19 protein-coding genes and 2 tRNA genes are annotated in these 20,336 nt (G+C 68.6%); 10 read left to right on the top strand and 11 right to left on the bottom strand.

Annotation, left to right across the window (positions count from 1 at the left end):
- Positions 1–157: 157 nt before the first annotated feature.
- From H0B43_RS17730 to pknB, 6 genes are read left to right on the top strand one after another with little or no spacing between them, the layout of a single operon-like run.
- On the top strand, positions 158–622 hold the full coding sequence (locus tag H0B43_RS17730) for an FHA domain-containing protein (RefSeq protein ID WP_005249074.1): 465 nt from the start codon (positions 158–160) through the stop codon (positions 620–622).
- Positions 619–2,085 (top strand): protein phosphatase 2C domain-containing protein, encoded by a 1,467-nt coding sequence (locus tag H0B43_RS17735; RefSeq protein WP_185726731.1) that lies wholly within the window; start codon positions 619–621, stop codon positions 2,083–2,085. Before H0B43_RS17730 ends, H0B43_RS17735 begins: the two co-directional genes overlap by 4 nt.
- Complete coding sequence (locus H0B43_RS17740) at positions 2,085–3,539, top strand: FtsW/RodA/SpoVE family cell cycle protein (RefSeq protein WP_185726730.1); 1,455 nt, start codon at positions 2,085–2,087, stop codon at positions 3,537–3,539. The genes H0B43_RS17735 and H0B43_RS17740 overlap by 1 nt, the downstream gene beginning before the upstream one ends.
- Complete coding sequence (locus H0B43_RS17745; RefSeq protein WP_185726729.1) at positions 3,536–5,023, top strand: penicillin-binding transpeptidase domain-containing protein; 1,488 nt, start codon at positions 3,536–3,538, stop codon at positions 5,021–5,023. The genes H0B43_RS17740 and H0B43_RS17745 overlap by 4 nt, the downstream gene beginning before the upstream one ends.
- A gap of 2 nt (positions 5,024–5,025) precedes the next feature.
- Entirely contained in the window at positions 5,026–6,411 is a 1,386-nt protein-coding gene (locus H0B43_RS17750; protein WP_185726728.1) for a protein kinase domain-containing protein, read from the top strand.
- A complete protein-coding gene (pknB, locus tag H0B43_RS17755; protein WP_185726727.1) occupies positions 6,408–8,327 on the top strand; it encodes a Stk1 family PASTA domain-containing Ser/Thr kinase in 1,920 nt (639 codons plus the stop codon). The genes H0B43_RS17750 and pknB overlap by 4 nt, the downstream gene beginning before the upstream one ends.
- A gap of 60 nt (positions 8,328–8,387) precedes the next feature.
- Here pknB and H0B43_RS17760 read toward each other — a convergent pair whose 3' ends face one another.
- Together H0B43_RS17760 and H0B43_RS17765 are read right to left on the bottom strand one after the other, a co-directional pair.
- Positions 8,388–9,041 (bottom strand): aminodeoxychorismate/anthranilate synthase component II, encoded by a 654-nt coding sequence (locus tag H0B43_RS17760; protein ID WP_185726726.1) that lies wholly within the window; start codon positions 9,039–9,041, stop codon positions 8,388–8,390.
- A gap of 55 nt (positions 9,042–9,096) precedes the next feature.
- Positions 9,097–9,798, bottom strand: a complete 702-nt coding sequence (locus tag H0B43_RS17765) for a DUF881 domain-containing protein (protein ID WP_185726725.1) — start codon at positions 9,796–9,798, stop codon at positions 9,097–9,099.
- A gap of 119 nt (positions 9,799–9,917) precedes the next feature.
- Here H0B43_RS17765 and crgA point away from each other — a divergent pair, with 119 nt between their 5' ends.
- Both crgA and H0B43_RS17775 read left to right on the top strand, forming a co-directional pair.
- Positions 9,918–10,181, top strand: coding sequence for a cell division protein CrgA (crgA, locus tag H0B43_RS17770; protein WP_073366030.1), 264 nt, complete (start codon positions 9,918–9,920; stop codon positions 10,179–10,181).
- A 67-nt stretch (positions 10,182–10,248) separates the two neighbouring features.
- Positions 10,249–10,707 carry a PH domain-containing protein gene (locus H0B43_RS17775; protein ID WP_185726724.1) on the top strand — a complete coding sequence of 153 codons (459 nt, stop codon included), beginning with the start codon at positions 10,249–10,251 and terminating at the stop codon, positions 10,705–10,707.
- Here H0B43_RS17775 and H0B43_RS17780 read toward each other — a convergent pair.
- Positions 10,701–11,618 (bottom strand): rhomboid family intramembrane serine protease, encoded by a 918-nt coding sequence (locus H0B43_RS17780; protein ID WP_185726723.1) that lies wholly within the window; start codon positions 11,616–11,618, stop codon positions 10,701–10,703. The genes H0B43_RS17775 and H0B43_RS17780 overlap by 7 nt on opposite strands.
- A gap of 13 nt (positions 11,619–11,631) precedes the next feature.
- Positions 11,632–12,159 (bottom strand): peptidylprolyl isomerase, encoded by a 528-nt coding sequence (locus H0B43_RS17785; RefSeq protein ID WP_029539740.1) that lies wholly within the window; start codon positions 12,157–12,159, stop codon positions 11,632–11,634.
- A gap of 100 nt (positions 12,160–12,259) precedes the next feature.
- On the opposite strand from H0B43_RS17785, the gene H0B43_RS17790 reads away from it, so the two are divergent.
- Together H0B43_RS17790 and H0B43_RS17795 are read left to right on the top strand one after the other, a co-directional pair.
- Positions 12,260–12,802, top strand: a complete 543-nt coding sequence (locus H0B43_RS17790; RefSeq protein WP_185726722.1) for a hypothetical protein — start codon at positions 12,260–12,262, stop codon at positions 12,800–12,802.
- A 168-nt stretch (positions 12,803–12,970) separates the two neighbouring features.
- Positions 12,971–13,435, top strand: a complete 465-nt coding sequence (locus H0B43_RS17795) for a hypothetical protein (RefSeq protein WP_185726721.1) — start codon at positions 12,971–12,973, stop codon at positions 13,433–13,435.
- Here the strand turns inward: H0B43_RS17795 and H0B43_RS17800 are convergent.
- From H0B43_RS17800 to gyrA, 7 genes are all read right to left on the bottom strand, one after another.
- Positions 13,425–14,396 carry a helix-turn-helix domain-containing protein gene (locus H0B43_RS17800; protein ID WP_185726720.1) on the bottom strand — a complete coding sequence of 324 codons (972 nt, stop codon included), beginning with the start codon at positions 14,394–14,396 and terminating at the stop codon, positions 13,425–13,427. The two genes, H0B43_RS17795 and H0B43_RS17800, sit on opposite strands and share 11 nt — an antisense overlap.
- 50 nt (positions 14,397–14,446) lie before the next feature.
- Complete coding sequence (locus H0B43_RS17805) at positions 14,447–15,037, bottom strand: chorismate mutase (protein ID WP_185726719.1); 591 nt, start codon at positions 15,035–15,037, stop codon at positions 14,447–14,449.
- A 19-nt stretch (positions 15,038–15,056) separates the two neighbouring features.
- Positions 15,057–15,890, bottom strand: a complete 834-nt coding sequence (locus H0B43_RS17810; RefSeq protein WP_185726718.1) for a siderophore-interacting protein — start codon at positions 15,888–15,890, stop codon at positions 15,057–15,059.
- Between the two features lie 95 nt (positions 15,891–15,985).
- Positions 15,986–16,058 (bottom strand) — tRNA-Ala (locus H0B43_RS17815).
- A gap of 119 nt (positions 16,059–16,177) precedes the next feature.
- Positions 16,178–16,251 (bottom strand) — tRNA-Ile (locus tag H0B43_RS17820).
- A gap of 131 nt (positions 16,252–16,382) precedes the next feature.
- The gene (locus H0B43_RS42860; RefSeq protein WP_312033709.1) at positions 16,383–17,771 is read right to left on the bottom strand and encodes a DUF3566 domain-containing protein; all 1,389 of its coding nucleotides are present in this window, start codon (positions 17,769–17,771) and stop codon (positions 16,383–16,385) included.
- Positions 17,771–20,293, bottom strand: coding sequence for a DNA gyrase subunit A (gyrA, locus tag H0B43_RS17830; RefSeq protein ID WP_185726717.1), 2,523 nt, complete (start codon positions 20,291–20,293; stop codon positions 17,771–17,773). Before gyrA ends, H0B43_RS42860 begins: the two co-directional genes overlap by 1 nt.
- Between the last annotated feature and the right edge of the window lie 43 nt (positions 20,294–20,336).

Raw genomic sequence — 20,336 nt, forward strand, 5'->3', positions numbered from 1 at the left:
TCGCGTCGGAGCCCGTGTCGGACGTAACACGGTGTGGACTCCGTATCGTTGTGGGCTGTCCGTATCCTGATCGCAGGGTGCGGGTCGCCCATATGATGCTGCGAGAAAAAGCCGCCGGAGCTTCGATCGTTCCGGCCACAGAAGGAGGTGGACTGCCGTGCAAGGTTTGATTCTGCAACTCACACGAGCAGGTTTCCTGCTCCTGCTGTGGCTGTTCGTGTGGACGGTCCTGCGGGCGTTGCGCGGCGACATCTATGCCGGCTCCGGCGTCCGTGTCCCCCCGCGCTATTCGCGCAGCGGCAACGTGCTGCCGTCGCTGGGGAAGACGAAGACGGCCAAGTATCTGGTGGTGACGCAGGGCGGCCTCGCAGGCACCCGCATCACCCTCGGCACCCAGCCCGTCCTGATCGGCCGCGCCGACGACTCCACCCTCGTCCTCACCGACGACTACGCCTCCACCCGCCACGCTCGGCTCTCCCCGCGAGGCGCCGACTGGTACGTCGAAGACCTCGGCTCGACCAACGGCACGTACCTGGATCGCGCCAAGGTCACCACATCTGTCCGCGTGCCGCTCGGTACTCCCGTACGCGTCGGCAAAACGGTAATCGAGTTGCGCCCGTGACCCTCGTACTGCGTTATGCCGCCCGCAGCGATCGTGGCCTTGTTCGTTCCAACAACGAGGATTCCGTCTACGCCGGTGCCCGGTTGCTGGCGCTCGCGGACGGCATGGGCGGTCACGCGGCCGGTGAGGTCGCGTCGCAGTTGATGATCGCCGCCCTCGCACACCTCGACGACGACGAGCCCGGCGAAGACCTCCTCGGCAAACTCGAGGCCGCCACCCGCGAGGGCAACGACTCGATCGCCGACCACGTCGAGGAAGACCCCGAACTCGACGGCATGGGTACCACGCTCACCGCGATCCTGTTCTCCGGCAACAAGCTCGGGCTGGTTCACATCGGTGACTCCCGCGCCTACCTGCTTCGCGACGACTCTCTCGCCCAGATCACCCGCGACGACACGTTCGTCCAGTCCCTCGTCGACGAGGGACGGATCACCGCCGAGCAGGCGCACACGCACCCGCAGCGGTCCCTCATCATGCGCGCCCTCACCGGCAACGAGATCGAGCCGACGCTGACGGTCCGCGAGGCCCGCGCCGGCGACCGCTACCTGCTGTGCTCCGACGGACTGTCGGACGTGGTCAGCGACGAGACCATCGAGAACACCATGCGTGAGGGCACGCAGGACGAGTGCGCCGACCGGCTCATCGAACTCGCCCTGCGCAGCGGAGGCCCGGACAACGTGACGGTCGTCGTGGCCGACGTCATCGACCTCGATTACGGGCAGAGCCACCCCATCGTCGCCGGTGCCGCCTCCGCCGACGACGAAGAGGACGCCCCGCCGCCCAACACGGCTGCGGGTCGCGCGGCCGCGATGCGCCCGCCGCGCGCCACCCCCAAACGGGTCGTCCCGCAGCTCGAGGAACCGCCGACGAAGAAGAAGCGCCACCGCATGTGGTGGGCGGCACTCGCGCTCGGTCTGATCGTCGTGGTCGCCGTCGCTGCCTTCGTGGGGCGGACTCTGGTCCGCAACAACTACTACGTCGGCGCCGACGGCGAACGCGTCACCGTGCTGCGCGGCGTTCCCGGCTCCGTGCTGGGTTACTCGCTGCAGGAGGCGAATCTCGTCGGCTGCGTCAGCGATGCCGGCGACCTGACGTTGATGTCGCCGACCGAGTCACCGAACGGGTGCACCATCCTGGAGGTCGACGACCTTCAGCCGTCCGCCCGCGAGCAGGTGCGTGCCGGGCTGCCCTCGGGCAAGCTCGACGACGTCCGCAACCAGATGACGCGGCTCGCCCAGAACGACCTGCTTCCCGTGTGCGAGACCGAGGCAGCCGCCACCACGACCACCCCGGCGCCGAGTCCGGCTCCCGCTCCCGTACCCGAGACCACAGTGCCGCCCGCTCCCCCGGCCCCGGCTCCGGTGCCGCCGGCAGCGGAGACGCCTGCACCCCAGACCCCGACCGCCACCCCGGCGCCGACCGTGACCCAGGTTCCCGGTCAGAACTGCAGGACGGCTAGCTGATGTCGGTCGCAAGTGCATCACCGGGGGCGCAGTTTCCCAGTCCACCCGGCGGGTTCGCGCCAGCCCCCGTCCAGTCGACGCGTCGGGGCACCGAGCTGATCCTGATCGGTTTCGCGATCCTGATCACGACGATCTCGCTGGTGCTGGTCGAGGCCAGCCAGGAACAGAGCATCACCTGGGACCTCGCCAAGTACGCCGCCGCCTACTCGGCGGTGTTCCTCATCGCGCACCTCGCGGTGCGCCGGTTCGCGCCGTACGCCGACCCCCTGATCCTGCCGATCGTCGCGCTGCTCAACGGCCTCGGACTGGTGCTGATCCATCGCCTCGACCTCGCCGACGCACAGTCCGCCGCCTACTTCGGGCTGCCCGTCCCGTCGCCGGACGCCAACCAGCAGGTGCTGTGGACGACGCTGGCCATCGCCGGTTTCGTGGGCGTGCTGGTGTTGCTCAAGGATTACCGCCTCCTGGCCCGCTACAGCTACACGCTGGGCCTCGCCGGACTCGTGTTCCTGGCCATCCCGGCGATCCTGCCGTCCAGTTTCTCCGAGGTGAACGGCGCGAAGATCTGGATCCGGCTCCCCGGCTTCAGCATTCAGCCAGGCGAGTTCGCGAAGATCCTGCTGATCATCTTCTTCGCCTCCGTCCTCGTCGCGAAGCGTGACCTGTTCACCACCGCGGGCAAGCACGTGTTCGGCATCGACCTGCCCCGCGCCCGCGACCTCGGACCCATCCTCGTCGCCTGGATGGTGTCGGTGGGTGTGCTCGTGCTGGAGAAAGATCTCGGCACTTCGCTGCTGCTGTTCAGCACCGTGCTGGTGATGCTCTACATCGCCACCGAACGTGTCGGGTGGCTGCTCATCGGTGTCGGTCTGCTCGGCATCGGCTTCTTCTTCGCGTACCAGTTGTTCGGCCACGTCCGGGTCCGCGTCAGCACCTGGCTCGATCCGCTGGCGGACTACAACAACACGGGTTATCAGATCTCGCAGTCGCTGTTCGGGCTCGCGACCGGCGGAGTCGCCGGGACGGGACTCGGCAGCGGGCGGCCCGCGCAGGTGCCGTTCGCGAAGACCGACTTCATCGTCGCCACCATCGGTGAGGAACTCGGTCTCATCGGTCTCGCCGCCGTGCTGATGCTGTTCCTGATCCTCGTCATCCGTGGTCTGCGCACCGCGCTGGCCGTCCGGGACAGCTTCGGCAAACTCCTCGCGGCCGGTCTGTCGTTCACGATCGCGGTGCAGGTGTTCGTGGTGGTCGGCGGCGTCACCAAGCTGATCCCCCTCACGGGCCTGACCACGCCGTTCATGTCGTACGGTGGGTCGTCACTGCTCGCCAACTACCTTCTCCTCGCGATCCTGATCAAGATTTCCGACGCAGCGCGTGAGCCTGCCGTCCCGAAGAAGAAGGGCCCCGCACCCATCGCCGACGCCCCCACCGAGATGGTGCCGCGCTCATGAACACACCTCTGCGTCGCGTCGCGATCGCCGTCATGGTGATGGTGGTAGCCCTCCTCGCCAACGCCACCTACGTGCAGGTCATCAAGGCGGACAACCTGCGGGCCGATCCGCGGAACTCGCGGGTCCTGCTCGACGAGTACTCCCGTCAGCGCGGTCAGATCTCCGCCGCCGGGCAGGTGCTTGCGGCGTCCGTCCCGACCGACGACCGCTACAAGTACCTGCGCGCGTACCCGCCCAACCCGGCGGCGCCGTCGAGTCCGCTGGCCAACGCACCCGTCACCGGTTTCTACTCGATGCAGTACGGCAGCACCGGACTCGAACGCTCCGAGGACCCGGTGCTCAACGGATCCGACAACCGGCTGTTCGGGCGCCGCTTCTTCGACCTCGTCTCGGGGCGCGACCCGCGCGGCGGCAACGTGGTGACCACCATCAACCCGGTCATGCAGCAGGTGGCGTACGACCAGCTGACGGCGAAGGGCTACACCGGCTCGGTCGTGGCGATCGAACCGAGCACCGGACGCATCCTGACGATGGTCAGCACCCCGAGCTACGACCCCAACTCGCTGGCCAGCCACGACGGCACCGAGACCACCCAGGCGTGGGAGGCGCTGAACGCCGACCCGGAGAAGCCGCTGATCAACCGTGCCGTGTCGCAGACGTACCCGCCCGGCTCCACGTTCAAGGTGGTGGTGACCGCCGCAGCGCTCGCCGCCGGAACCACCCCCGACACCCAGTTGACCGCCGCCCCGCAGATCACCCTTCCGGGCACGTCGACGACCCTCGAGAACTACAACGGCTCCACGTGCGGCGCCGCACCGACCGCGTCGCTGCGGGAGGCGTTCGCGCGGTCCTGCAACACGGCGTTCGTCGAACTCGGCATCAAGACCGGTGCCGACGCCGTCAGCGACGAGGCCACCGCGCTCGGCGTCGGGGGCCCGATGCCCGGCGTCCCGTTCCCCGTCGCGAACAGCACCATCGGGTCGATCCCCGACGACGCCGCACTCGGCCAGAGCAGCATCGGCCAGCGGGACGTGGCACTCACTCCGCTGCAGAATGCGATGATCGCGGCTACCGTCGCCAACGGTGGGGTGCGGATGCAACCGCAACTGGTGTCGGAACTGCAGGGGCCGGACCTCTCGAACCTCGCGACCACCAACCCGGTGTCCGAAGGCCAGGCGATGTCGTCCCAGGTGGCGGCCACCCTGACCGACCTGATGATCGGTTCCGAGAACAACACCAGCGGTGAAGGCAAGATCCCCGGCGTCCAGATCGCGTCCAAGACGGGCACCGCCGAACACGGGACCGACCCCCGGAACACCCCGCCCCACGCCTGGTACATCGGTTTCGCACCCGCCCAGAACCCGACCGTCGCCATCGCGGTCATCGTCGAGGACGGCGGCGATCGCGCACTCGCCGCCACCGGCGGTTCGGTGGCTGCACCTATCGGCCGTGCCGTCATCGCAGCCGGACTACAAGGGGGCTGATTGTGGCACTGAACAACGGCGCGCTCATCGCCAATCGATACCGCCTGATCCGGCTCATCGCCACGGGCGGAATGGGTCAGGTCTGGGAGGCGACGGACAACCGGCTCAACCGACGTGTCGCGGTGAAGGTGCTGAAGTCCGAGTTCTCGTCGGACCCCGAGTTCGTCGAACGCTTCCGCTTCGAGGCGCGCACCACCGCCCAGCTGAACCATTCGGGCATCGCCGGGATCTACGACTACGGCGAGGTGCGGGACGCCACCGGCGATTCCACCGCCTACCTGGTGATGGAACTCGTCAACGGGGAGCCGCTCAACGCCGTCCTCGCGCGGGTCGGCCGGCTCGCCGTGCCGCACGCGCTGGACATGCTCGAGCAGACCGGGCGGGCGCTGCAGGTCGCGCACGACGCCGGCGTCGTGCACCGCGACGTGAAGCCCGGCAACATCCTGATCACCCCCACCGGCCAGGTGAAGATCACCGACTTCGGCATCGCCAAGGCCGTCGAGAACTCGCCGGTCACGCGCACCGGCATGGTGATGGGCACCGCGCAGTACATCGCACCCGAACAGGCCCTCGGACAGGATGCGACGGCCGCCAGCGACGTGTACTCGCTGGGCATCGTCGGCTACGAGGCGCTGTCGGGACGTCGCCCCTTCATCGGGGACGGCGCGATCACCGTCGCGATGAAGCATGTGCAGGAGGCACCTGCGCCGTTGCCGAACGACCTGCCACCGAACATCCGTGAACTCATCGACATCACCATCGCGAAGGATCCGAGCACCCGCTACGCCAGCGGTGGCGAGTTCGCCGACGCGGTCGCGGCGGTCCGGGCCGGCCGGCGGCCGCCGCCTCCCGGCAGCGTGGGGACCGGAACGTCGCGGGTGCTGCCGCCGCCGATGACCGGTGCCACCCAAATGATCCCGCCGTCGCAGACTGCGTACGCGGGGCCGATCACCGGGCAGGTGCCTCCCGACGACTCGAACGGCGACGGCAAGAAGGGTGGCCTGACCAGCGGCCAGAAGGCTGTGGCCTGGGGTGCGGGCGGTCTGCTCGTGCTGGCGGCGATCATCGCGCTGGCGCTCGTCCTGTTCGACGGCGGTGACACGCAGGAACCGCCGGCTGTGCCCGCGGTGACCTCGTCGCTGCGGACGATCACGACGACGCCACGGCCGACGACGACCACCACGACCGAGGAACCGACGACCACCGAGCCGCCGTACACCACGACCAGCGAGCCGCCGTACACCACGACGACCACTACCCCGCCGCCGACCACCACGACGACAGAGCCGACGACGACCACCACGACGACCACCACCACCGCACACACGACGACCACGACGACCACGTCGGAGAAGTCAGTTACTCCGACCCCACAAGGACTGCCATGACGACACCGCGCAACCTCTCCTCACGCTACGAGCTGGGTGAGATTCTCGGCTTCGGTGGCATGTCCGAGGTCCACCTCGCCCGCGACGTTCGGCTCAGCCGTGACGTCGCGATCAAGGTCCTGCGCGCCGACCTCGCCCGCGACCCCACGTTCTACCTCCGGTTCCGCCGCGAGGCGCAGAACGCCGCGGCGCTGAACCATCCGGCGATCGTGGCCGTCTACGACACCGGCGAGGCGGAGACCGAGGCGGGACCGCTGCCGTACATCGTCATGGAATACGTCGACGGCGACACGTTGCGGGACATCGTGCGCAGCGAAGGTCCCATGGCGCCCCGCCGTGCGATGGAAGTCATCTCCGACGTGTGCGCGGCGCTCGACTTCAGCCACCGCAACGGCATCGTGCACCGCGACGTGAAGCCCGCCAACGTGATGATCAACCGCGCGGGCGCGGTGAAGGTGATGGACTTCGGCATCGCGCGGGCGATCTCCGACGCGTCCAGCCCCATGACGCAGACGGCGGCCGTCATCGGCACCGCCCAGTACCTGTCACCGGAGCAGGCCCGCGGCGAGCAGGTCGACGCCCGCTCCGACGTGTACTCGCTCGGCTGCGTGCTGTTCGAGATCCTCACCGGGGAACCGCCGTTCAAGGGCGACTCCCCGGTCGCGGTCGCGTACCAGCACGTCCGGGAGGACCCACAGACGCCGTCCGTGGTCAACCCGGACATTCCCCGCGAACTCGACTCGGTGATCCTCAAGGCGATGAGCAAGAACCCCGCCAACCGCTACCAGACCGCCGCGGACATGCGCAGCGACCTGGTCCGGGTCCTCGGCGGGCAGCGCCCCAGCGCGCCGATGGTCATGAGCGACGAGGACCGCACCACGATCCTCGGTGCCGTCGACTCCGGCGCGGGAAACTACCGGCGCACGCCCGCGACGTCCGCGACCGCGGCGGCGAAGACGGACGCGGGTGAACCCGACAAGAAGAAGAATCCGATGCGGCTGGCGCTGATGGCGCTGGGCGCCCTCATCGTCGTCGGCATCGTCGGCGCGTTCCTGTGGTCCGTCGGCCCGGGATCGAAGGCCGATCAGGTCACCATGCCGGACGTCACGAACCAGGCCGCGGACGACGCCGAGACGACGCTGCAGAACCTCGGCTTCCGCGTCTCCCGGCAACAGAAACCGGACGCCGTGGTGGCCACCGGGAACGTCATCACCACCCGCCCCGTCAGCGGCGTGCAAGTGGACGAGGGCAGCACGATCACCCTCGAGGTGTCCTCGGGCCCCGAACAGGTGAAGGTCCCGCGGCTCGCCGGCCTCAGCCAGCAGGAGGCGCAACAGGAACTGAACGCCGTCGGTCTGCGGCTCGACACCGCCGTCGCCCGCGCACCCTCGGACGCGTCCGACGTCGACAAGGTGATCGATCAGAACCCGACCTCGGGCTCCAGCATCTCCCTCGATTCGGAGGTCGCGATCACCCTGGGCACCGGTCCGGAACAGATCCGCATCCCCGACGTCACCGGCCAGAAGGTCGAGGTCGCGCAGGCGAACATCGAGGGTGCCGGATTCAAGGTGCAGATCCAGAACATCGATTCCGGAGCACCCAAGGGCCAGGTCGTCTCCACCGACCCCGTCGGCGGCTCCACCGCCGCCAAGGGCGACACCATCCAGATCCGGGTGTCCAACGGCAACAACATCGAGATGCCCGACCTCACCGGCAAGACGGTGTCGCAGGCACTCGCCCAACTGCGCAGCGCCGGCTGGAGCGGGTCGTCGGCGTCGCTGAATCAGACGCAGACGTCGACGCTGGACCCGGAGATGGTCGGCAAGATCATCAGCCAGGAACAGCCGCCGGGATCGGAGATCACCAAGAACGGTGTCGTCTCGGTCGGTGTCGGCGCGCTCGGCATCCCACGGTAGGCGGCTCCGCCGCCTGTGCGCCTTTCTGGTTGCTGGAACTACCAGAAAGGCGCACGGGCGCTACGCGCCCAGTGCCTGCGCGACCTCGGCTTCGAGGGTGGCGACGAGGGATTCCTTCGGGGCGTCGCCGCATACGGTGAGCCAGTTGGCCAGCATGCGGTGACCGCCCTCCGTGAGCACGGACTCCGGGTGGAACTGCACGCCGTGGATGGGGAGTTCCCGGTGCCGCATCGCCATGACGATGCCGCTGTCGGTGTGGGCGGTCACCTCGAGTTCGTCGGCGATGGTGTCTTCCAGAACGGTCAGCGAGTGGTAGCGGGTGGCCGTGAACGGGTCGGGCAGACCGGCGAGAACGCCCTCGCCGGAGTGGTGCACGACGCTGGTCTTGCCGTGCAGGAGTTCGGGTGCCCGGTCGACGGTGGCGCCGAACGCGGCCCCGATCGCCTGGTGTCCGAGGCACACCCCGAGGAGCGGTGTCTTGGCTGCGGCGCACGCCGTGACCAGGTCCATCGTCGCGCCGGCGCGCTGCGGTGTGCCGGGACCGGGGCTCAGCAGGATGCCGTCGAAGTCGGCCGCTGCCGCCGCGACGGCGTCGGGCCCGGTGAGGTTCGGATCGTCGTTGCGCCAGACCACGGCGCGGGTTCCCAGCTGTCCGAGGTACTGGACCAGGTTGAACACGAAGCTGTCGTAGTTGTCGACGACGAGAATCCTCATGGGAGCAGGGTATTCTGCCCGCCGCGTGTCCCGCACCGCCGGGGACCGTTCTCCTCTATTGCCCCGCGTAACCGGGCACGGTCAACTGGCCGGACGCGGCCTCCGAGTAGCCGAGCCCGAACCGCGTCGCGTACTGCTTGAACACCCGGATTCCGGGTTCGTTGGCGAGCGCCGCCTCGAGGCGCGCGGGATCACCGATCGCCGACATGACGTACGGCGGGCTGTAGGTGCGGCCGTGCAGCAGCAGGGTGTTGCCGATGCACCGCGGTGCCGACGTGTTGACGATCCGCTGGTCCTGCATGCTGATCGCCTCGGCACCGCCCACCCACAGGGCGTTCAGCACGCTCTGGACGTCCTGCTGGTGAACGACGAGGTCGTCCGGCGACGCGTCGACGGGATACTTGCCGTCCGCGTCGCGGGGGGCGTCGGTGAGCGTGACGGTGACCCCGGGACCGGTCATCGGGGTCAGTCCGGCGTCGGCGGCGAGCGCCTTCGAGTCGGCGAGCGCCTGCGCGACACCGCTGTCGGAGGCCGCGGCGTCCTGCTGCAACGACTCGACCTGCGCCGCCAGCTGGTCGCGGGTCTCGGCCACCTGATCGGTCTCGGATTGCGCGTTGCGCACCAGGTCGGACAACCGGGTCGAGTCGCCGGCGCGGATCTCGTTGCCGTGCGACACCTGCCGGGTGGTGGCCGCCAGCAAACCGGCCACCAGGCAGACCACCAGCACCGCGATCCGCCAGAAGATCGACCTGGTCACCGGTGTTTCCGTCCCCTCGTCCTCGCCGTGCGAATCGCGGCTACGTTAGCGTGTACACACGCAGGTGTTTTCGAATCTACCTGCCCACATTCCCGTAGAGCCGCACGAACGAGGACGTCATGCCGAAGTCGAAGGTCCGTAAGAAGACCGATTACACGATCAACCCCGCGAGCCGCACCCCGGTGAAGGTGAAGGCCGGCCCCTCGAGCACCCTGTATGTCTCGGTGATGCTCGGGTTCATGCTGGTCGGGCTGGTGTGGCTGCTCGTCTACTACTTGGCCGCCGATCAGCTCGAGTGGATGAACAACCTCGGCGCCTACAACTTCCTCATCGGATTCGGCTTCATGGTGGTCGGTCTGGTCATGACGATGCGCTGGCGTTGACGACCGCAATTACACCCATGTCATTCATCCCCAATGTGGACAACCCCTGTGGATAGCCGCAGGTCGAGTGCTGATGTCTGCTGAAGAGGCACCGCTGGAATGGTCGACGCCCCTCGGCGCGGTACTCGCCCTGGCCGCGGGCGGAGTGGCCTTGGGGGTGGCGGGATTCGCGGTGTCGACCGAACCGGCGGGACGCGTCCTCGTGTGTGTCGCCGCGCTGGGACTGCTGCTGACGGCCGCGTCGGCGCTGCGGCAGCGACCGCGGCTGGCCGTCGACAGGGCGGCCGGCGGGATCGTCGTGCACCGGCTGTCGGGGCGTCACAGCTACGCCCGCGCGGAGATCGATCGCGCCCGGCTCGTGCGGTATCCGCGGTTGGGCCGCCGGGTTCCGATGCTCGAGATCGACGTCCGCACCGTGGACGGCGCCGAACGCCTCCTGATCTTCGGCCGCTGGGATCTCGGCACGAATCCGGAGGACGTGTTCGACGCCCTCGCGGTGCATCGTCTGGTGGGGCGGGGTCAGTAGCCGACGCTCGCGCGGAGCTGTAGGACGCGGGCCGCGATGACGGCCAGCGGCACCAGGATGACCACGCCGAGGCAGACCCACCCGATGGTGACGGCCTTCTCCCGGTTGTTTCCGGCGCCGAGTAGCTGCGGTCCGTAGAGAATGCCCGCGGTGGCGGCGGCGCCGGCGACGAGACCGCCGAGATGTCCCCACAGCGAGATGCCGGGGATGGTAATGCTGATGATCACGTTGATGGCGATCACCGAGATGACCGGGGCCGGACTGCGTCGCAGCCGCAGGAGGATGACGGCCTGCGCCCCCATGAGGCCGAAGACCGCGCCCGACGCACCGGCGGTGACCGCGCCCAGTTGGAACAGCATCACCGCTGCGGAACCGCCGAGGATCGACGCGAAGTACACGCAGGCGTAGCGAGCGCGCCCGAGGACCAGTTCGGTGTCGCGCCCGATGATCCACAGCGCGAACATGTTGACGGCCAGGTGGATGAGGCCGAAGTGGAGGAATCCGCTGCCGAGCACGCGGACCACCTGCCCACCCACGACCGCCGGCGGGTACAGCGCCCAGTCGGCGAACAGCGTGGACCCTGCCTGGTTCTGCATGATGCTGCGGGACTGTGCCGCGGTGATGAGGAAGATGCCGACGTTCGCGGCCATCAGAAGGTACGTCACCAGCGGCACGGGACGCTGGGTGGTCACCGCACCGGCGACGTTCCGGACTGCGCGAACGTCACGCTGACCCGCCGCGACGCAGTCGACGCACTGGTAGCCGACCGCCGCTTCGCTCAGGCATTCCGGGCACGCGGGACGACCGCACCGGTTGCACGACAGCGCGGTGGGACGATCGGGGTGGCGGACGCACCGCGGCTGGGGCGGAGTGCCCTCGTTCGCGGCACCGCCCCAGCCGGGGTTGGTCATGTGCTGCGGTTCCCTACGCGATGGTGACGCTGTTGATCACGACCGGCTCGAGCGGACGGTCCGCGCGGTCCGTGGCGGTGGTCGAGATGGCGTCGACGACCTTCTTCGACTCCTCGTCGACGACCTCACCGAAGATGGTGTGGCGACGGTTGAGGTGCGGCGTCGGGCCGGTGGTGATGAAGAACTGCGAGCCGTTCGTTCCCGGGCCTGCGTTCGCCATGGCCAGGATGTAAGCGCGGTCGAACTGCAGTTCCGGGTGGAACTCGTCGCCGAACTTGTAGCCCGGGCCGCCGGCGCCGGTGCCCGTGGGGTCGCCACCCTGGATCATGAATCCGTCGATGACGCGGTGGAAGATGGCGCCGTCGTAGAACGGTCCGGAGTCGGTGCCACCCGCGTTGGCGGTGCTGTAGTCCTTCGAACCGTCGGCCAGTCCGACGAAGTTCTCGACGGTCTTGGGCGCGTGGTTGCCGAACAGCGCGATCTTGATGTCGCCGCGGTTGGTGTGCAGCGTTGCGGTTGCGGTCTGATGAGGTGAAGTCACACCACCATGTTGCCATTGTGCGGTTCCGCATGGTTCCGCCGCCGTGACTCGAGTACTTCGGATCGGTTCGCGGTCCCGGTTCTTGTGACAAAGTGGGGACATGACACGAGCGACGGAGTCCCTCACGAATCTGCTTCCGACCGAACGCGCCGAGGCCCTGCAGGAGCAGGTCACCGAACGAGTCGAGACCGCGCTGGCCCACGTCGAGGATTCCGCCTCGCGGGTGAAGGAATCCGAGGCAGTCGGTCAGGCCCTGCGCTACGCGCGGGCGGGCGCCCTCGCCGCGGCCCGCGGCACCGGGCGCGTGAGTGTGTATCTCGGCCGCCAGGGCGCCTCGCTGGCCAAGAAGGGGTACGCCCGCGCCCGCACCGCACCCGTGAAGAAGGTCGCCCAGGACGTCGTTCGTCCCCTGACCTCGGCGGTGACGCACGCCGAGGAGAAGAAGAAGGCGCGAAGGAGCCGCCGCATCGCGATCGTCGTCCTCGTCGGTGCCGCCGTCGCCGGCGGAGCCGTCTTCTTCAAGAGCCGTCGCCGTGAGCAGCCACGCGTCGCGTCCGCTCCCCCGACGCTGCGCGACGGTGAGAGCCCCAACTCGCAGGAGCCCACTCCGCCCACGGCGACGAAGCCCCTCGCATCCAGCTGATTTCTCACTCCCCGGGCCGGCACGGCGCGGGCCGTGCCGGCCGGGGGCTGCAGGATCGGCGTCCACGCGCGTTCCGTCCCTTTGTCGTGTCTTCGTTTCCCGGGTTGTACCAGGGGTATCCCGCAGTGAGATGCGCACCCGCGCGAGGATCCGTTCCGAGGAGCAGACATGACCGCCCGACGTCTCGTCCATCGCATCGCCGTCGTCGCTCTCCCGGTCGCCGCCACGGCGGCGGTGCTGACCGCGGGCCCGGCCGCTGCCGACCCACCCCATCCGTTCGGCGGACCGGCCCTCACCATCGGATGCCCGAACCAGGGCAGCCTGATGTCGTTGACCGCGCTCACCGGGCAGTCCGGCCCGGAGGCCTCGCCGCCGATCGCCGACGGTGACATCCGCTTCGAATCACACCCCGCCGCGCCGCCGCTCCCCGCGGCCGCGCAGGTCACGGTGGCCTGGGTCAACACCGACAGCGGACGTTCCGGAATCGTCAACCTCGGCGGTGTCTACCCCTACCTGTCGGCGACGGTGAACACCGGCGTCGGGAACGTGGTGGCGACGGCGTTCGGTTCGATCAATCTCGGCAGCAGCCCGATCTGCCAGGCGAACCCGGCGATCGGAACGTTTATCGCGTGAGTTCGGCCGCGTTGCAGCCGAACCGGCGCCGATAGTCTGCGGGCGCGACCCCGACGACCCGGTTGAAGTGGTGACGGAGAAGGGCACCGGACCCGAATCCACTGCGTCTCGAGATCGCCTCGAGACCGAGGTCGGTGCCCTCGAGTAGCTGTTGCGCGTAGAGCACCCGCTGCGTCGTCAGCCATTTCACCGGAGTGGTGCCCGTCTCGGCCGCGAACTTGCGTGCGAAGGTGCGGGTCGACATCGAAGCGCGAGCCGCGAGTTCGTCCACGGTGTGCGGCAGCTCGAGGTTGTCGCTCATCCAGGCCATCGTCGCGCTCAGACTGTCCGACGTGCACGCGACCACCGGTTGCTCGATGAACTGGCGCTGTCCGCCGTCGCGCTGCGGAGGGACGACCATCCGGCGCGCGATCGTGTTGGCCACCGTGGATCCGAGCTCGCGGCGCACCACGTGCAGGCAGGCGTCGATGCCAGCGGCGGTCCCGGCACTGGTCACCAGGGCACCCTCGTCGACGTACAGGACGTCGGGGTCGACCGTCGCGGCCGGGTAGCGGGCGGCCAGTTCCTCGACGTACTCCCAGTGTGTGGTGCAGGTGCGTCCGTCGAGCAGTCCCGCCTCGCCGAGCAGGAACACCCCCGAGCAGAGGCTGAGGACGATGGCGTCCGCGTCCGCGGCACCGCGGACTGCGTCGAGCGCCTCGGCGGGGAAGCCGGACGTCACACCCGGCGGCGGGACCACCACGAGGTCCGCGCCGCGCAGTCCGTCGAGCCCGTGGTCGGCGGTCAGCGTCAGTCCCGGCGTGATCGACGCGAGCGGTTCGCCGGGCCGTACCCCGCAGATCCGGAAGTCGAACGGCGGAACCCCGTGCCGGGTGCGGTCGATTCCGAACACCTCGCAGACCACACCGAACTCGAACATCGAGACGCGGTCGAGGACGAGGGTCGCGACCGTGGAGATCATGCCCCCAGTCTAGATGGCGACATCTTGTCGAACCATGTCGAAACGGCCAGTCATGCGCGGACCGCGCCGCAGATCGACACGAGCGCACGCGCCAGCGTGGCCTGATGCAGCGGGTCGAGACGCTGCTCGGCCGCCACTGCGAGCCCGGCGTCGACGAGAGCCGGCACGCAGTCCGGACCGGCGAGCACGGTCGCCTGTTCGCGCAACTGCAGGAGGATGTCCGTGTTCTGCCGGTCGATCACCGGGCGAACCTCCGTCAGGTCGGGCCGGACCGTCGGCGCCGCGCCGGGCGCGACCGTCCACCAGGCGAAGAGCGCCCGCTGCACGTCCTTGTTGGCCTCGATCTGGTCCCGGAAGATCTGCTGCACCCGCGCGGTGCTCAGCCCCTCGTCGGCCGCCTGCGCCGTCACCGCGCCCAGGACCTGTGCCTCGCGCGCGGGATCGTCGATGGGCGACGGCGTGCCCCATTTGGCCGAGGCGACCGTGTCCGCCGTGGCGAGGCGAAGGGACACGGCCAGGGCGATCGGCTGCAGTGGCCGGGTTTCCGCGCTCGCGGGTGCGGTGCCTGCGGCCGTCAGTATCCCGAGCAACACGACGGCGACGGCCGCGCGACGGACGAGTGCGGGCCGGACCGTGGTCATGATGCGAGTGTAGGGCCGGTCAGTCGTCCAGCCCGGCCAGTCCGCGTTTCCAGTATCCGGTGAACAGCGACTCCATCCGGTCCCGGCTCCACGCGCGCAAAGGCTTGATCTCGGTCGCCTCACCGGCCGCGAACAGGAACGCGCGGCCCTCGGGCAGCGCGAGCGACTGCACCGTCGACGCCAGGGCAGACGCACTGCCGTCGCGGACGAGCCACGTCACGTCCACGTTCTCGCGCGCGGCCAGCGGGTAGGCGTGCTCGACGGCGTCGTCCGTCTCGATCACGACGTGCGCCGAGACGTCGGCCGGGGACTCGTCGAGCCATCGCGCGACCGCCGGCAGCGCGGTGGAATCGACCGCGAACACGTAGTGGTCGAAGGTGTGCGCGAACGCCTTCGCGCCGGGCGGGCCGGCGATGGTCACCTCGTCGCCGAGCTCGACCGTCGTCGCCCACGAGGATGCGAGCCCGCCGTCGTGCAGCACGAAGTCCAGGTCGAGTTCGCGGGCGTCGGCGTCATAGCGTCGGGCGGTGTATTTCCGGGTGGTCGGGAGCGGTCGCGGCCAGTCGAGCATCATCGCGTCGTTCGCCACCGGGAGGCGACGGGTGCCGTCCGGATCGGGGAACACGATCTTGACGTGATCGTCGGCCTGGTAGGTGTGGAAACCGTCGAGGCCGGGGCCGCCGATCGTCAGGCGCAGCATGCGGGGGGTGACGTACTCGCGGGCACGGACCGCGACCGTGCGAACTCCGATCGGGTAGCCGATTCGGGCGGTTCCGTCCCCCGTCCGGTGGTGGGATTCGACGCGCCTGCGCGGGTCGAGACGGTCACGGGCTCCGGGATCGAGTGCGGTCATGAAAGTAAGGGTAGCCTCACTCAAAGCTGGTCCACGCAGCAGTGTGCCCCGGACTCTTCCGAATCCGGGGCACACTGTTTCTGTATTCGTAATTGTGGAGCCTAGGAGATTCGAACTCCTGACATCTGCCTTGCAAAGGCAGCGCTCTACCAACTGAGCTAAGGCCCCGTTACCTCGTGCCACACCTCGTTGCCACGCAGCAACTTGGTCAGTCCGATTGCCACCAGCACTCCGGCTCCTACGAACAGGAGGACCTTCATGCGAATGACCTTTCACCGGCACAGGAGTGGGCCTAGGAGGACTTGAACCTCCGACCTCTTCGTTATCAGCGAAGCGCTCTAACCGCCTGAGCTATAGGCCCCTGAAGTCTGGAAACTCGCCTTACACAGTTCCCTGAACCGAGTCGGAAGATTACCCCACCGGACCGGCAAGTACCAAAACCGGTCCGGCGAGACGCTCTTTTCCCAGCTCAGCCATCGTGCTTTTCCGCGCTCAGTCCCGATCCGCGAGCGTCACTTCGACGCCACCGACGAGGTCGGAACACAGGTTGTAGATGAACGCGCCGATGGTCGCGAGTGCGGTGAACAACACCATGTTCGCGAGTCCGATTACGGCGGCGTAGCCGAAGACCTGCCCGGCCGTCACGAGGCCGTCAGAGCTCGACTCGGCGACGATGTCGGTGAAGGCACTGTTCAGCCGGTCCCACACGCCCATCCCGTCCAGAACGACGTACAGCAGGCCGACGGCCACCATCCACACGAAGAACAGCGACACCGAGATGACGGACGAGATCTTCAGCGTCGACCACGGGTCGATCTTGCGGACCTGCACCGTCGCGCGGAGCGCCTCGCCCTCCTCGACCCGCTGCGGGGCCACCGCCACCTTGGGCTGCTGTCCCGTCGGCGCCGCCCCGGGCAGCGGATGCTTGGCCTCGGAGAGGTCCGGCATGTCCTTGGGAAGCACGTCGCGGTTGATGTGCCGGGTGGGTCCGTCGATCGCGGACGCCTTCGCCTTGGCGGATTCCCGCTGCGTGACGGCACCGGCCGCAGCCGCGCCGGAGACCGCACCGACAGCGGTTGTGGCGGCCGACGAGGACGGGCGGGTCTGCGACTCCTGCTTCGGCGCGGACTGACCGTTCACCGGCTTCTGTGCGGGCGATTTCTGCGTGGGCACGGCCTGGGTGGGGACACCGGCGTTCGGTGCGCCCTGCGGCCGCTGACCCTGAGTGCCCTGCTGACTCCGAGTGCCCTGGCTGGGCGACTTCTGCGTCGGCGCCGTCTGGACGTCCGGACCGCCGGCAGCCTTCGCTGCGGCAGCACCGGCGGCACCCGCCGCGGCAGCCGTGCCCGCGGCGGCCGCCGGGTTCGGTTGACCCTCCGTGCGCGGGCCCTGCTTGGCCCCGCCCTGCAGCGGCCGTTTCAGGTTGGTCTGCGGCTCCCGCTGCATTCCCCGCTGCCACGGCGGCGCCTGATTTCCCCGGGACTCGGTGGGCGCACCACCCGCGGGCGCCCGGTTACCGGGAGCCTGCTGCGGCGGGCCCTGGTGCCCGGGAGTGTGTGGAGTCGGAGCGTGCCCCTGCTGCGGGGACGGCACCGGCCGGCCCTGCGGGGTCTGCGTGCGCGGACCCTGGTGCTGGGGCGTCGACGGAGACCGGGCCGGATCGGCCGGTCTCGCGTCGGGAGCACTGCCCGGCCGGGCAGCCGGCCCTGCCGGAGCGGGGCCACGACCGGTGGACGCCTGCGGCCCCTGCGGCGCCGAACCCTGCTGCGGGTTCGGTCGCGCAGACCCGTTCTGCGGGGTGCGGGTGGCCTGCTTGTCGGTCGTCGACCCGGCGGAACCCGGATTCGGCCGGTCACTGCCTGGCTGGTTGGGAGTGCTCACTAGGACTCCTTAGCTCCTTTGCCGCTGCTCTCGGCGTTGTCATCGGTCTCGTCCGGTTCGTCGGCATTGCGCGCGATCGCGAGCAGGTTGTCGCCTTCCCCGAGGTTCATCAAACGGACGCCCTTGGTCTGGCGACCGGCCTTGCGGACCTGCCTGGCGGCGGTGCGGATGACGCCACCGCCCGACGTGATCGCGTAGAGCTCGTCGTCGTCGTTCACGATGAGCGCTCCGACCAGGGTGCCACGTTTCTTGTCGTATTGAATCGTGAGCACACCCTTTCCGCCGCGTCCCTGGACCGGGTAGTCCTCCATGCCGGTGCGCTTCGAGTAGCCGCCCGACGTCGCCACCAGCAGGTAGGTCCCTTCCCGCACCACGTTCAGCGACAGCAGTTCGTCGTCGCCGTTGAATCGCATGCCCTGGACACCGGACGTGGCGCGACCCATCGGACGCAGCGCCTCGTCGGTCGCGGAGAACCGGATCGACTGTCCCTGTGCAGAGACGAGCAGCAGGTCGTCGTCGGAGGAGCAGAGCACCGCGCCCACCAGTTCGTCCTCGCCGCGCAGGTTGATCGCGACGATGCCGCCGCTGCGGTTCGAGTCGAAGTCGGTGAGCTTCGACTTCTTCACCAGGCCGTTGCGGGTGGCGAGAACGAGGTAGGGGGCGTCCTCGTACGTCTTGATCTGGATGACGCTCTGGATGCGCTCGTCGGGCTGGAACGCGAGCAGGTTGGCCACGTGCTGCCCGCGCGCCGTGCGGCTCGCTTCCGGCAGCTCGTAGGCCTTGGCCCGGTACACGCGGCCCTTCGTCGTGAAGAACAGCAGCCAGTCGTGCGTGGAGCTGACGAAGAAGTGCGACACGATGTCGTCCTGCTTCAGCCCGGCGCCCTGCACACCCTTGCCGCCGCGCTTCTGCGAGCGGTACAGGTCGGTCTTGGTGCGCTTGGCGTAGCCGGTCTCGGTGATCGTGACGACCACGTCCTCGCGCGCGATCAGATCCTCGTCGGCCACGTCACCGTCGGCCGCGATGATGCGGGTGCGGCGGTCGTCGCCGTGCTTGTCGACGATTTCCTTCAGCTCGTCGCGGACGATCCGGCGCTGACGCTCCGGCTTCTCGAGGATGTCCTTGAGGTCGGCGATCTCCCGCTCGATCTCGGCGAGTTCGTCGATGATCTTCTGCCGCTCGAGAGCGGCGAGGCGACGCAGCTGCATCGCCAGGATCGCGTCGGCCTGGATCTCGTCGACCGTGAGGAGCTCGATCAGGCCCGCACGGGCGATGTCGACGGTCTGCGACGCCCGGATCAGGGCGATGACCTCGTCGAGGGCGTCGAGCGCCTTGACCAGTCCGCGCAGGATGTGAGCGCGTTCCTCGGCCTTGCGAAGCAGGTACTCGGTGCGCCTGCGGATGACCTCGACCTGGTGGGCGACGTAGAGCCGGATCATCTGGTCGAGGCGCAGGGTGCGCGGCACGCCGTCGACGATGGACAGCATGTTGCAACCGAAGCTGGTCTGCAGCTGCGTGTGCTTGTACAGGTTGTTGAGCACGACCTTCGCGACCGCGTCACGCTTGACGGTGACGACGATGCGCATGCCCGCACGGTCCGAGGACTCGTCGTGGATGTCGGAGATGCCGGCGATCTTCGCGTCCCGCACCTGCTCGGCGATGGACGTGATCAGGTTGTCGGGGTTCACCTGGTACGGCAGTTCGGTGATGACGATCGTGGTGCGCCCCTTGGCGTCCTCCTCGATCTCCACGACGCCGCGCATGCGGACCGAACCGCGTCCGGTGGTGTAGGCATCGTGGATGCCCTGACCACCGACGATCAGGCCGTGCGTCGGGAAGTCGGGACCCTTCACGCGTTCCATGACCGCGGTGAGGGTGGATTCCTCGTCGGCTTCCCAGTTGTCGAGGGCCCAGTAGATGGCCTCGGCGACCTCACCCAGGTTGTGCGGCGGGATGTTGGTGGCCATACCGACGGCGATGCCGCCGGAGCCATTGATCAACAGGTTGGGGATACGGCTGGGGAGAACTGACGGTTCCTGTGTACGACCGTCGTAGTTCGGCGTGAAATCGACCGTCTCGTGGTCGATCTCCCGGAGCATTTCCATGGCGAGCGGAGTCAGCCGGCACTCGGTGTACCGCATGGCGGCGGCGCCGTCATTGCCGCGGGAACCGAAATTGCCCTGACCGTCGACGAGCGGGTACCGCAGCGACCACGGCTGGGCCATGCGGACGAGGGTGTCGTAGATCGAGGAGTCACCGTGCGGGTGGTAGTTACCCATCGTCTCGGCGACCGGTCGCGCAGACTTCACATAACCGCGGTCGGGCCGGTACCCGTTGTCGTACATCGCGTACAGAACACGGCGGTGCACCGGCTTGAGGCCGTCCCGCACGTCGGGCAGCGCACGACCCACGATCACGCTCATCGCGTAATCGATGTAGCTGCTCTGCATCTCCTGCTGAATGTCGACGGGCTCGATGCGGTCGTGCCCCGGTCCCTCCGGCGGCAACGTTGTGTCAGTCATGAGCTCCTTCTTCTACTCGGCTTGACGTCTCCTCGCGGACGAG

Origin of the sequence: Rhodococcus sp. 4CII (assembly GCF_014256275.1) — a bacterium.
Taxonomy (GTDB): domain Bacteria; phylum Actinomycetota; class Actinomycetes; order Mycobacteriales; family Mycobacteriaceae; genus Rhodococcus_F; species Rhodococcus_F wratislaviensis_A.

Coding starts and splice junctions, on each gene's coding strand:
- H0B43_RS17740 (WP_185726730.1), top strand. CDS start 2,085: ATGTCGGTCGCAAGTGCATCACCGGGGGCGCAGTTTCCCAGTCCACCC.
- H0B43_RS17745 (WP_185726729.1), top strand. CDS start 3,536: ATGAACACACCTCTGCGTCGCGTCGCGATCGCCGTCATGGTGATGGTG.
- pknB (WP_185726727.1), top strand. CDS start 6,408: ATGACGACACCGCGCAACCTCTCCTCACGCTACGAGCTGGGTGAGATT.
- H0B43_RS17760 (WP_185726726.1), bottom strand. CDS start 9,041: ATGAGGATTCTCGTCGTCGACAACTACGACAGCTTCGTGTTCAACCTG.
- crgA (WP_073366030.1), top strand. CDS start 9,918: ATGCCGAAGTCGAAGGTCCGTAAGAAGACCGATTACACGATCAACCCC.
- H0B43_RS17780 (WP_185726723.1), bottom strand. CDS start 11,618: ATGACCAACCCCGGCTGGGGCGGTGCCGCGAACGAGGGCACTCCGCCC.
- H0B43_RS17790 (WP_185726722.1), top strand. CDS start 12,260: ATGACACGAGCGACGGAGTCCCTCACGAATCTGCTTCCGACCGAACGC.
- H0B43_RS17795 (WP_185726721.1), top strand. CDS start 12,971: ATGACCGCCCGACGTCTCGTCCATCGCATCGCCGTCGTCGCTCTCCCG.
- H0B43_RS17800 (WP_185726720.1), bottom strand. CDS start 14,396: ATGATCTCCACGGTCGCGACCCTCGTCCTCGACCGCGTCTCGATGTTC.
- H0B43_RS17805 (WP_185726719.1), bottom strand. CDS start 15,037: ATGACCACGGTCCGGCCCGCACTCGTCCGTCGCGCGGCCGTCGCCGTC.
- H0B43_RS17810 (WP_185726718.1), bottom strand. CDS start 15,890: ATGACCGCACTCGATCCCGGAGCCCGTGACCGTCTCGACCCGCGCAGG.
- gyrA (WP_185726717.1), bottom strand. CDS start 20,293: ATGACTGACACAACGTTGCCGCCGGAGGGACCGGGGCACGACCGCATC.